Source organism: Sediminibacterium goheungense (assembly GCF_004361915.1).
GTDB classification, from domain to species: Bacteria; Bacteroidota; Bacteroidia; order Chitinophagales; family Chitinophagaceae; genus Sediminibacterium; species Sediminibacterium goheungense.
Window position 1 is genome coordinate 374,028 of the sequence record NZ_SNWP01000010.1, and the last position, 11,657, is coordinate 385,684.

11 protein-coding genes are annotated in these 11,657 nt (G+C 41.2%); 4 read left to right on the forward strand and 7 right to left on the reverse strand.

The features are described 5' to 3' along the window. Window positions 1–10: 10 nt before the first annotated feature. The gene (locus tag BC659_RS01665) at window positions 11–1,090 is read right to left on the reverse strand and encodes a fatty acid desaturase family protein (protein WP_133472846.1); all 1,080 of its coding nucleotides are present in this window, start codon (window positions 1,088–1,090) and stop codon (window positions 11–13) included. Window positions 1,091–1,334: 244 nt separating this feature from the next. Here BC659_RS01665 and BC659_RS01670 point away from each other — a divergent pair, with 244 nt between their 5' ends. Beyond that, window positions 1,335–2,207: a transglutaminase family protein gene (locus BC659_RS01670; protein ID WP_133472847.1), complete on the forward strand. Its 873-nt coding sequence runs from the start codon at window positions 1,335–1,337 to the stop codon at window positions 2,205–2,207. Window positions 2,208–2,248: 41 nt separating this feature from the next. On the opposite strand, the gene BC659_RS01675 is transcribed toward BC659_RS01670, so the two are convergent. Continuing rightward, on the reverse strand, window positions 2,249–2,659 hold the full coding sequence (locus BC659_RS01675) for an OsmC family protein (protein ID WP_133472848.1): 411 nt from the start codon (window positions 2,657–2,659) through the stop codon (window positions 2,249–2,251). Window positions 2,660–2,697: 38 nt separating this feature from the next. Here BC659_RS01675 and BC659_RS01680 point away from each other — a divergent pair, with 38 nt between their 5' ends. Then, window positions 2,698–3,027: a tRNA-binding protein gene (locus BC659_RS01680; RefSeq protein ID WP_133472849.1), complete on the forward strand. Its 330-nt coding sequence runs from the start codon at window positions 2,698–2,700 to the stop codon at window positions 3,025–3,027. A 75-nt stretch (window positions 3,028–3,102) separates the two neighbouring features. Then, entirely contained in the window at window positions 3,103–3,600 is a 498-nt protein-coding gene (locus BC659_RS01685; protein ID WP_133472850.1) for a methylated-DNA--[protein]-cysteine S-methyltransferase, read from the forward strand. A 4-nt stretch (window positions 3,601–3,604) separates the two neighbouring features. Here BC659_RS01685 and BC659_RS01690 read toward each other — a convergent pair whose 3' ends face one another. After that, complete coding sequence (locus tag BC659_RS01690; protein WP_133472851.1) at window positions 3,605–4,090, reverse strand: cytidine deaminase; 486 nt, start codon at window positions 4,088–4,090, stop codon at window positions 3,605–3,607. A gap of 227 nt (window positions 4,091–4,317) precedes the next feature. Next, the gene (lepB, locus tag BC659_RS01695) at window positions 4,318–5,826 is read right to left on the reverse strand and encodes a signal peptidase I (RefSeq protein ID WP_133472852.1); all 1,509 of its coding nucleotides are present in this window, start codon (window positions 5,824–5,826) and stop codon (window positions 4,318–4,320) included. A 279-nt stretch (window positions 5,827–6,105) separates the two neighbouring features. Between lepB and BC659_RS01700 the strand changes: the two genes are divergently transcribed. Next, window positions 6,106–6,984, forward strand: a complete 879-nt coding sequence (locus BC659_RS01700; protein WP_133472853.1) for a MerR family transcriptional regulator — start codon at window positions 6,106–6,108, stop codon at window positions 6,982–6,984. A gap of 79 nt (window positions 6,985–7,063) precedes the next feature. Here the strand turns inward: BC659_RS01700 and BC659_RS01705 are convergent, their stop codons facing one another. From BC659_RS01705 to BC659_RS01715, 3 genes are all read right to left on the reverse strand, one after another. Continuing rightward, entirely contained in the window at window positions 7,064–8,215 is a 1,152-nt protein-coding gene (locus BC659_RS01705) for a sigma-54-dependent transcriptional regulator (RefSeq protein ID WP_133472854.1), read from the reverse strand. 34 nt (window positions 8,216–8,249) lie between these two features. Further along, window positions 8,250–10,310, reverse strand: a complete 2,061-nt coding sequence (locus tag BC659_RS01710) for a TonB-dependent receptor (RefSeq protein ID WP_162847321.1) — start codon at window positions 10,308–10,310, stop codon at window positions 8,250–8,252. A 232-nt stretch (window positions 10,311–10,542) separates the two neighbouring features. After that, the gene (locus BC659_RS01715) at window positions 10,543–11,532 is read right to left on the reverse strand and encodes a pyruvate dehydrogenase complex E1 component subunit beta (RefSeq protein ID WP_211340684.1); all 990 of its coding nucleotides are present in this window, start codon (window positions 11,530–11,532) and stop codon (window positions 10,543–10,545) included. Window positions 11,533–11,657 lie beyond the last annotated feature (125 nt).

Genomic DNA, 11,657 nt, shown 5'->3' on the forward strand with positions numbered 1-11,657 from the left:
GGATATTTTCTTATGCTTCTCTACCCATCTGACGCAGAAAACGTACGTGTGCCACTACTGCTTTTCGCATGGTGGGGTATTCGATGTACTGTAATTGATATTCTCTGCACACATTCCTTACAATTTCACTGATGGCAGGATAATGCACATGTGATATTTTAGGAAACAAGTGGTGCTCGATCTGAAAATTAAGTCCACCTACTAACCAGCTAACGAGTTTATTTCTGGTAGCGAAATTGGCCGTGGTTTTAATCTGGTGTGCGGCGAACTCATCAGGTAATTTATTGGTTTCAATATCTGCCACAGGAAATTCTGTATGTTCAACTGTATGCGCTAACTGGAATACTATACTCAGTACAAAACCCGCGAAGAAACTCATGACAATAAATCCGATCATCCAATATAACCAACCTACTGTTGCAATCGGCAGAACAATAAATACAGCTGCATGATACAGTTTCACACTCCAGAATTCAACATGGTCATTCCAATTCATTTTTTTCAGGGGGACATTACCTATCTTCTGTGAAAAATATTTTCTGTAGTCGGCAAAGAAAATCCAGAAAACATATAACAGCATATACAAAACCCAGAAGTAGAGGTGCTGGAACTTATGTAGCTTGTAATATTTTTGTGTTGGTGCCATGCGCATCAGGATACCCACCTCAATATCATCATCTACTCCATCTACATTGGTAAAACTATGGTGAATCATATTGTGCTTCATGTTCCACATAAAATGATTGGCACCTAACATACTGATAGATGATGCGGCTATTCTGTTGAGCCATTTGTTGTGACTGAAACTACCATGACTACCATCATGCATTACATTGAAACCGATAGCTGCTACCAATCCACCGAGTATAATACATTCAAGAATGGCAAGGTACCATACCGGCGTCATGAAAATCAGATGCAGGTAAACGGTAATAAAGGCAATGACCATAATGATGGCCTTTGTAAACAATTTGGGATTACCCGTTGGCGCAATGCCTCTTTCGTCAAAATACTGCTGAACTCTTTTTTTTAATTCTGTGTGCAAGGATTGTTTAACTGCGGGAAATTTGGGAGTGGTAACCTGTGACATGCAAAAATTTGAAATGATATAGTAATGCAAAATAACACTAAATCCCTGTCATCTACATGTTAAAACTTGTTTTTTACAGATCTGTGGCAGATAACGATATTAATACGTATATAAGTATTCAACATAACGCTGATATTTCCACAATGCTGAATAACTTCTTATTGATAAATACAGCAAATTTATATTAGTTTGATACTCATAAGCGTTATCTATAAGATAATAATAAGGCCCTAAGCTTCAACACATGCAGGAAACAAAGGAAATACACGCATTGTTTACCCTGATCGATGACCCTGATGAGGAGGTTTATTCCACTATTTCAGAGCGGATCGTAGGATATGGAAAAGGAATCATTCCCAATCTGGAACATCTCTGGGAAAATACCCCCAGCGAGGATGTACAGAGCCGGATTGAAATGATTATACATCGTTTACATTTTACGGATCTTACTACCGATTTTACCGAGTGGCGGGAAAGTGCCTATCACGATCTCTTATTCGGAGCTTTACTGGTGTCTAAATTTCAGTACCCTGAATTACAGACTACACCCGTAATTCAGGAGATTGAAAAAATAAGACGTAATGTGTGGCTGGAACTGAATAGCTTTCTTACGCCTCTGGAGCAGGCTAATGTATTATCGAGCATACTCTACAATTACTACAACCTGAAAGGTGGTGAAATTAATTACGAAAAATCGGACGAATTCTTTTTACATAAAGTATTGGAGTCAAAAAAAGGGAATGCCATTTCCAATGCATTAATTTATCAGGTACTGTGTGACCAGCTGGAAATTAACGCCCGCATCATCAATATCCCTAAACAATGTATCATCGCTTTTTATCACTCAGATTATGACCCCGCATTGTATCCGGGGCATCCGCAGGATAAAATTCACTTCTTTGTAGATGGAACCAGTGGACAGGCTTTTTCCCATGCTGATATTGAGAATTATTTCAAACGCATTTCTGTACCGCCGGTAGCTTCCTATTTTAAGCCGGTTTCGCATAAAAGATTGATCCAGCTCTTGCTGGAAGAGTTATCTAAATGTTTCGACAGTCCTACCAATGCTTATAAACACGCAGAGTTGCTGCAATTGGCTTCTTTATTGGATGAATAGTTGGGGAAACTGGCCCCAACTATTCATTTTATTTTTCTTGCTTACTGCAATTGTGCATCAAGTGTAATATTCATATTATAAGCCTTGCTTACCGGGCAGTTTGCCTTGGCATCGGCAGCACAGGCTTCAAATTGTTCTGCACTGATCCCAGGTACTTTTGCTTTTAATACCAGATGCGAACCGGTAATCACTCCATCCTCCAGTGTAATGGTACATTGCGTTTCCAGTGTATCTGGTGTAAATCCGGCTGCCCCAAGCACAAAACTGAGTTTCATGGTAAAACAGCCCGCATGTGCGGCTGCCATCAATTCTTCCGGGTTGGTGCCTAAACCTTCCGCAAACCTTGAATTAAATGAATACTGGGTCTGGTTCAGTGTTGTACTTTGTGTGGTCAGGTGTCCGTTACCTTCTTTTCCGGAACCATTCCAGACTGCAGTTGCATTGCGTTTCATAATGATTAAGTTTTAAATTTGAATTAAACAGTATTGATATGATCAGTTGGGATGATTTTGAAAAAATTGAAATCCGTAGCGGAACCATTATTGAAGTTACAGATTTTCCGAAAGCCAGGAAACCAGCCTACCAGTTAAAGATTGACTTCGGGGCATACGGCATCAAACAATCATCTGCTCAAATTACGGATCACTATGCAAAAGAAAGTCTTCTCGGTAAACAGATTGTAGCAGTGGTGAACTTTCCACCCAAGCAAATCGCCAATTTCTTCAGTGAGTGTCTGGTACTGGGGGTATACGATCATGAAGGAAAAGTGATCTTACTGCAACCCGGACTTCCCGTAGGAAACGGTCAAAGAATCGGGTAATCAGGAGTAAAACTACCAATTACCATTTTAGCATAGTATATTCGGAACGTAAACCATACCCAGACGGGTATCTGTATGAGTGAGTTATATTATACATATTACGAAAGCCCGGTAGGACTACTTAAAATAGGTGGCACCGATCAGTTTATTGGCGAACTGACTTTTGTAGACAATCCTGATCAGCTCACCTATGGGGAACCCGGTATCAGTGAGATCATGCATCAGTGTACGGAACAACTGATTGAATTTTTTCATGGAAGCAGAAAACATTTTGATATCCCCATTCATCAGGATGGCACGGAATTTCAGAAAAGAGTTTGGGGTGAACTTCAGGAAATTCCCTATGGCAAAACCATTAGTTATATGGATATGGCCAAAAAACTGGGAGATCCAAAAGTCATTCGTGCAGCCGCCAGTGCCAATGGTAGAAATAATATTGCTATTATCGTACCCTGCCACCGGGTAATCGGAAGTGATAAATCACTGATCGGTTATTCAGGTGGTATGTGGCGCAAAAAATGGCTGCTGCAACATGAATTTAAAATCACACATGGTGTACAAACGCTGTTTTAGTTCCTTACAACATATCCTCACTGGTAAAACTAAGGGGCAATAAATGGCTGGCCTTTGGCAGTACATATACTTTACCGGACAATCCACCCAGTATCAGCCTGATCGGTTTTTTTACCCTTATTTCATATTCCAGTAAACTCTGTCTGCAAATTCCGCATGGGGATATGGGATGGTTACTGTTACCCCTTGTATTGTTGTAACTGATGGCCAATGCTTCTATCGCTACATCAGGATGTAGCATGGCCGCATTTGACAATAATACCCGCTCAGCGCAAATACCTACCGGGAAGCTGGCATTTTCCTGGTTGGTTCCTGATACGATGGCTCCGTTACTTAAAACGGCCACAGCACCCACTTTAAAATGAGAATAAGGGGCATATGCGATCGATGTTGTTTCCTTTGCCTGTTTCAACAATAAAGCATCCTGCTCATTCAACTGATCAGCTGATTCGTACACTTCAAATTCAAATTGGTACTGTTGATGATTCATACACTAACATATTTAGACGAAAAAGTCCCCAAAGCTTACGCTATGAGGACCCCTACGGCAATGTAAATTACTAAAAAAAGATGAAATCACAAACCTTGAAAGCCGCAAGTTTCAAGCTACAAGCCCTACATTACTTACAGTCATTGGAATGTAGTAGAGAAAGAATCATACAGATTACTTACCACTTCAACTTGAAGCTAGAAGCTGGTAGCTTGCGGCTTATTCCCTTATCGGATACTTCTCATGATCCGTTTCCATCTTGGACCCTTGTCCCAGCTAAACCAGATCAGTGACGCTTTCCCTACAATATGTGTTTCAGGTACAAAACCCCAAAAACGGCTATCCTGACTACGGTGACGGTTGTCTCCCATCATCCAGTAATAATTATACCGGGTAATATAGGTGGTGGTTTCTTTACCATTGATATAAAACTTTCCGTCACGCTCTTCAAGGTTATTATGCTCATAAGTGGCAATCAATCGCCTGTACAATGAAATATTCTGGCTATTCAGGTGAAGGGTATCTCCTTTTGCCGGAACCCTGAGTGGACCGAAATTATCAATGCTCCAGGGATAGTTAGCTTCATCATTAGGAAAAGTCATACCCGCATAATTCTCCACATATCTAACGGATGAAACATAGTTGGGTAATTTTTTCAACTTCTCGAGTTCTTCAGGTGTTAAATTGAATTTATAACTGCTATCACTCAGCATATCCATCTGGCCCTTGGTATCTGCCACATCAATACCCAATTCTTCTTTCAGAAAATCCGGATCATAGGGTTGTTTATTGGTTACAACGATATATTCTGTTTGCAGGCCACCAGGCACCATGGCAGGGCTTCCGTTTACATAGAGCTCACCATTACGGATCTGCAATACATCTTTTCCAACAGCCACACATCGCTTGATATAATTATCCGTTTTATCCATCGGATGAACAATCAGGGGATATTCGGGACTGGCAAACATTTCCTGTCTGTTCCCTTTAAAAGTATAACGCAGTACATCATAATAGGTAACCTTGCTACCATAATCTGGCAGGTTAATGATGGTATCACCGGCCGGGAAATTGAAAACCACTACATCATTTCTCTTCACTTCCGTGAAAGCAGGCAGACGCTTGTAGGGCAACTGCAGCCATTTCAGGTAAGAAGGTGTTGTTTGTGAAAAGGGCAATGTATTATGTACAAAAGGAAAAGAAAGCGGAGTTTGCGGTATACGTGCTCCGTAACTCATCTTATTTACAAAAAGAAAATCATTCACCAGAAGGGTCTTCTCCATACTTTCCGTAGGAATTACATAGGCTTCAAAAACAAAAGTCCGGATTATGGTTGCAGCCACAATCGCAAAAACACCCGCATCAATCCATTCCCGGGAGCCTGGTTTTTTATATTGGTGAAAAGCTTCTTTTCCATACCATTTCTCATTTTGCGAGAAACCGAGATAAGGAAAATATATAAAGGGAAATAATACCGCAGCTGTATGATGAATGAGGTTGAATCGTTTAAAGTGCATCACAAAGATGATAGTGATCCAGATGGTAATGAACTGTCCGGCAATGGGTATCAACTGGAGCCAGAACCAATATTTACGGATCTGACATTTTTCAACAATGAACCAGGTATTATAAAAAGGCACCAAAGCCTTCCAGGGTTCAATACCCGCCTTTTTAAACATACCATACATACCTGCATGCCAGCCGATGATACCTACGATAAACAGAATTAAACCCATGTTTTATTTTTTAGGTGGAAACAAAAATATTCTTTTCAGACACATGATTGGGTAATCGGCCAAAACTTTTCCTAAACCAATGATTTACAGTCAATAACACCAATTTCACTGGTTTAGAAATCTGCACCATTTTATACGTTTTAACCTACTGCACTTAAATTATGCGCCTGTTTGAACACTTAGTCTGATCCAACCTAAAATTCTTACACAAAACTTTGTTTATTTTTATATGATATAGATTAATCTGTAAGACCCTGACCGAAAGAGCAAAAAAGAAGTATGAACCATTTTACGATTAAAGACATTGAGAATCTTAGCGGAATTAAAGCACATACACTTCGGATCTGGGAACAGCGATACCAGCTTTTTACCCCTAAGCGCAAAGAAAGTAAACACCGTTATTATGACAACGAGGACCTGAAACACATTCTTCGCATTTCGCAGCTATACCATAATGGTATCAAGATCTCGAAAATTGCCCAGCTATCTGATGAGTCTATCCGTTCCATGGCGATGCTGGGTTCCGAACAAAAAGAATCATCAGCTTCCTTTGTGCATCAGTTAATCGAAGCCTCTATTGATTTCGATGAGGACTCATTTGAAGCCGCTCTCGATACAGCATTCAAACAATTCGGGTTTGAGTCGACTATTATAGATATTGTATATGTTTTCCTGGAACGGGTAGGCCTGTTATGGCTTACAGATCATATGCTTCCTGCTCAGGAACATTTCGCCAGTAATATTGTGAGAAGAAAAATTATTGCACATATTGAATCATTGAAAGTAAAACCGGTTGCTTCGGGAGATACCTATGTTTTATTTACCCTTGAGGGAGAATACCATGAAATTCCACTGCTCCTGGCCTATTACCTGATGAAGGCAAGTGGAAAACACTGTATATACATGGGTGTAAATGTTCCTGTCAGTGATCTTGAAACATATGTTCTTCATAAAAAACCTACTCACCTGTATTTCCATGCAATTGCTCATATGAATGAGGAACCGGTAGACGAAATGCTTACAACCATCACAAGGATGTTTAAAGAGCAACGGGTAATAATGGCGGGCCCACTTACCAAAGAAGTTACCTGTACGCAGGAAAATCTAAAGGTATTATACAGCATGAAGGAGATGCTGGATTTTGTGAAAAAGAACTGACGTTGTATTTCGGATCTTTGATCTTTTGATTGCCTGATCTATTACAAATGTCAAATCAAGCAATCAAAAGATCAGAAAATCAAACATAAGACGCAACATCTCCTGCTGTAATTTCTTTTCCGGAAAGAATGATCAAACGTTCCACAACATTCCTCAGTTCCCGGATATTACCAGTCCAGTTATGTTGCTGAAGTGCCTCTATGGCTTTTTTATCGATGCCTTTTTTGGCCTGTCCGTATTCAACAGCAATATCATCAAGAAATTTATCAACCAATAATGGAATATCAGCTTTCCGCTCATTCAGTGAGGGTACATGAATCAGAATTACCCCCAATCTGTGGTAAAGGTCAAGACGGAAATTTTTTTCTTCTACTTCTTTGAGCAAGTCTTTATTGGTAGCAGCTACCACACGCACATCCACTGCTATTTCTTTATCGCCACCCACCCTGGTAATTTTACCTTCCTGGAGGGCACGTAGTACTTTTGCCTGTGCACTCAGGCTCATATCGCCTATTTCATCCAGAAACAATGTACCGCCGTTGGCCTGTTCAAACTTCCCGATACGTTGTTTGATGGCAGAGGTAAAAGAACCCTTTTCATGACCAAATAATTCACTTTCGATCAATTCACTCGGTATAGCAGCACAGTTAACTTCTATAATGGGTCCCTGAGCCCTGCTACTCTTCTCATGTAACCAGCGTGCCACCAGTTCTTTACCGCTCCCGTTTTCTCCAGTTACCAATACACGTGCATCGGTAGGAGCTACTTTATCAATCGTTTCCTTAATACGCAGAATGGCTTCGCTATCGCCGATAATTTCCTGGACCTTAGACACTTTCTTCTTCAACACTTTTGTTTCCTGTACCAGGTTGGTTCTGTCCATTGCATTTCTAATCGTAATCAGTAACCTGTTCAGATCTGGGGGCTTGGAAATATAATCGTAAGCACCTTTTTTAACCGCATCCACTGCTGTTTCGATATTCCCGTGCCCGCTGATCATGATCACCGGCGTATCTGCGTTGATTTCGGTTACCCGCTGCAGAAATTCAATACCATCCAGTTTGGGCATTTTAATATCGCATAATACCACATCATAGGTACCCGAGGTAAATTTTTTAAGCCCTTCTTCGCCGTCTGCGGCTTCTTCTACTTTAAATCCTTCGTTCCCCAGAATGTCTTTTAAAACGTTCCTGATAGCGCGTTCATCATCAATAATTAGAATAGTAGGCATGGTAAAGGTTTTTGCTAAGATATCATTTGTGAAGTCAGTGTAAGCCAAAATTCATGCCGAAACCATAATTACGGGTTGCAGCGGCATTATAATACCGCCTGCCGGCTGCATTGATATCGTTCCCAAGACTATAGGTCTGATTCAGGATATTGTCAGCTGTTATATACAGCTCCCATTTTTTTATCCGATATCCAATTTTTGCCTGCATTAATTGATAGGGTTTTGCCTCTGCATCATTCGCGTCATTCAATGGAATAGATGATACAGCATTGAATAACACAGCACCATAAACCCCTGAAGCCGTTTGTATATCTGCCCCCATGGCCAGTGTATTCAGCGGAACACCTGTTAGCCGGTTATTACTGTAGTCAATACTGCCCTGTGTGTAGTTTGTAAAGCGGTAGGGCTGATATGTATAGCTAACCCAAACAGCCAGTTCGCGCATTTGTCTGTTCGTATTTTTCACCGGATAGGTTTTTAACATGGCTTCTATACCCTGCTGACGGGTACCACCGGCATTTACGAAATATTCCGCGCCGCTATTGCTGTTCCTCCTTACAATGGCATTATTGAGCCGGAAATAATAATAAGACAGGTCAAATAATACCCGGCTTTTCATAATGCTCCCCTTTATACCCGTCTCTATATTCCAACCAGATTCGGCATTCAGTGTCCCGTAAAAATTTCCATCTGAAGGTCTGAACTCAGCGAGTGTAGGTGCCGAAAATCCTTTCGCCAATATTGTATAGACCTGTATCTGAGGTTTTAGCGCATATGAAAATGCTAGTCGGGGTGTAAATAGAGTACCCATTTGTTTACGTGCATACCGGCTCCCGATATCCGTAAGTCTTCTGTAGCGATAGGATTGTTGATTGGTGCTTACACCTGCCGTAATAGACAAACGCTCCCTGTATTTGTACTGTAGTTGTGTGAAGATAAACCATTGTACAGCAAATACTTTATCGATGTATTGAACCGTATCTTTTACACCTGCCCTGTTTCCATAATTTTCAATCAGTGAATGCTGGTACTGCCACTCAGCCCCTGTATTGAATTGCCATTCATGATTACCAGATCGATGGCTATACTGCCATTGTGTACCTGCTCCTATATTATCTTCTCTTCGTTGCTCATAATTGGTAATAAATGGATTTTTGAAGCCTGTAACACTCATCATCACAAATGAACGAATACTGTGCTGATCATTTAGCTTATATTGATGATATACCCCATTGTAAAAAGTTTTGTTGTAAACAGCCGTTCGTTGTTGAATGGCCCCGGGAAGGGCTCCGGCAGGTTGTCTGGCCTGTTGAGGATTTTGCATAAACTGTATTTCATTAATCCCTCCCGGTGTCTGGTAATATAAATCTGTGTAAAAACTCAGAAAACGCCAATTATGCACTTTACCTCTCAATGCTCCCTGCCAGGTAAAGCCATCTCTTCTCATAGCCGATTGCTGACGATACCCATCCGACTGAAGGTGCAACTGCTGCAGCTCACTGCTGAAAGTAGGTGTGCTATATCGCCAACCCGTCTTCTGTTGAAATAATCCAAATGATCCGCCCATCAATCCGCCATAAACATGATGTATTTTTTTTTCAGAAAAATGTAGTCCGGATCGCAACAAAACAGCACCTCCGGTACCCGCTCCATAAGCGGCAGCTACGGGTCCTTTCAGTATTTCTGCACTACTAATCTGTGTCGGTGCTATCAGGTTAAAATAAGTGTTGCCGCCGCCATCCGTTAAAGGCAGATCATCAAAATAAACCTTGATATTTCTTACACCAAAGGGAGATCTGAGTAAGCTGCCACGTATAGATAAACGATAACTACCGGGTGATCTTTCCTCCATTCGTATGCCAGGCTGGCTATTCATGACAGGTAATAAAGAAGGTGTTGGACTATTCTTAATTCTATCTGATCCAATGATGGCAATTGCCGCTGGAATTGCTTGCCATTTCACCCTTCCATAAAAGGCAGTAACAGCTACTTCCTCCAGGCGAGCAGTATCAGATTCTAGTTGCTGTGCCTGATTATATAATGGCAGTATCAATATCCATAACATGGCAGTTATGACAATCAATCTTTGTTTCATCTTTTGATATTTCATACAATGATGTCATTGTGCAGCTAATCATCGAAAGCTAAAATATTGAATACCCTGTAATACACCCTTAACTTGAAGAATGTCTTTACCCCATTATAGCCTGCCGATAGGGTTGATGGATACCTGTTTCAACGTTTATTTTCTTTACTATGAATGTAATCAGAAAACAAAAACCCGGAGTAAATTCTCCGGGCTGTATAAGAGTATCGTTTCAATATATTTATTTCTTCATGTACATCACTTCTTTCACCAGTTTCACTGTACGACTCACATCCGGGATGGCCAGTGCTGTAAGGTTAGGCGCATAGTGCATAGGGGCATCGGCACTGGTAATTCTACGGATAGGTGCATCAAGGTAATCAAAGCCCTCTTTCTGAATGCGATAAGAAATTTCAGATGATACAGAAGCAAAAGGCCATTGCTCCTCTACAATTACCAGTCTGTTGGTTTTCTTTACGCTTTCAAGAATGGTCATCCAGTCGAGTGGACGGATGGTGCGCAAATCAATTACTTCTGCACTTACACCTTCTTTTTCCAATTCGGCAGCAGCCCCGAGTGCTACTTTCATCATTTTATTAAATGAAACGATGGTTACGTCGCGCCCAGTTTTTTTAACGTCGGCTTTACCTAAAGGAATATAGTATTCTTCATCAGGCACATCACTTTTATCACCATACATCACTTCACTTTCCATAAACATCACCGGGTCTTCTTCGTAGCGGATGGCCTGCTTCAACAATCCTTTGGCATCATATCCATTAGAGGGAGATACCACTTTCAATCCGGGTATATTGGCATAATAACTTTCAAAAGCTGTTGAGTGCTGGGCTCCTAACTGACCGGCACTACCATTCGGGCCACGGAACACAATCGGACAACCAATCTGCCCGCCGCTCATGGCGAGCATTTTAGAGGCTGTATTCAGTATCTGATCCATCGCCAGTACACCGAAGTTCCAGGTCATAAACTCAACAATCGGACGCAACCCGTTCTGGGCAGCTCCAACAGCCACTGCTGCGAAACCCAGTTCTGCAATGGGGGTATCAATCACTCTTTTGGCACCGAATTCTGCTAACATACCCTGGCTTACTTTGTAAGCACCATTGTATTCGGCTACTTCTTCACCCATCAGAAACACCCGCTCGTCTCTTCTCATTTCCTCACTCATGGCTTCTCTGAGAGCCTCTCTGAAAGCTATTGAACGCATCATATCTGTTTGTTAAATGAGGAGCAAAAATATAGGATTCCATGGAATAAGAAAAAAGAAACCCCATACCCCCTAAAACAGGAATGAGAAAGCTTTCGCTCTCTCATTCCTGCTCATTTCGAATGATT

Excerpts from the sequence above, each read along its gene's own strand:
- BC659_RS01665 (WP_133472846.1), bottom strand. The coding sequence starts at position 1,090 with ATGTCACAGGTTACCACTCCCAAATTTCCCGCAGTTAAACAATCCTTG.
- BC659_RS01670 (WP_133472847.1), top strand. The coding sequence starts at position 1,335 with ATGCAGGAAACAAAGGAAATACACGCATTGTTTACCCTGATCGATGAC.
- BC659_RS01675 (WP_133472848.1), bottom strand. The coding sequence starts at position 2,659 with ATGAAACGCAATGCAACTGCAGTCTGGAATGGTTCCGGAAAAGAAGGT.
- BC659_RS01680 (WP_133472849.1), top strand. The coding sequence starts at position 2,698 with ATGATCAGTTGGGATGATTTTGAAAAAATTGAAATCCGTAGCGGAACC.
- BC659_RS01685 (WP_133472850.1), top strand. The coding sequence starts at position 3,103 with ATGAGTGAGTTATATTATACATATTACGAAAGCCCGGTAGGACTACTT.
- BC659_RS01690 (WP_133472851.1), bottom strand. The coding sequence starts at position 4,090 with ATGAATCATCAACAGTACCAATTTGAATTTGAAGTGTACGAATCAGCT.
- lepB (WP_133472852.1), bottom strand. The coding sequence starts at position 5,826 with ATGGGTTTAATTCTGTTTATCGTAGGTATCATCGGCTGGCATGCAGGT.
- BC659_RS01700 (WP_133472853.1), top strand. The coding sequence starts at position 6,106 with ATGAACCATTTTACGATTAAAGACATTGAGAATCTTAGCGGAATTAAA.
- BC659_RS01705 (WP_133472854.1), bottom strand. The coding sequence starts at position 8,215 with ATGCCTACTATTCTAATTATTGATGATGAACGCGCTATCAGGAACGTT.
- BC659_RS01710 (WP_162847321.1), bottom strand. The coding sequence starts at position 10,310 with ATGAAACAAAGATTGATTGTCATAACTGCCATGTTATGGATATTGATA.
- BC659_RS01715 (WP_211340684.1), bottom strand. The coding sequence starts at position 11,532 with ATGATGCGTTCAATAGCTTTCAGAGAGGCTCTCAGAGAAGCCATGAGT.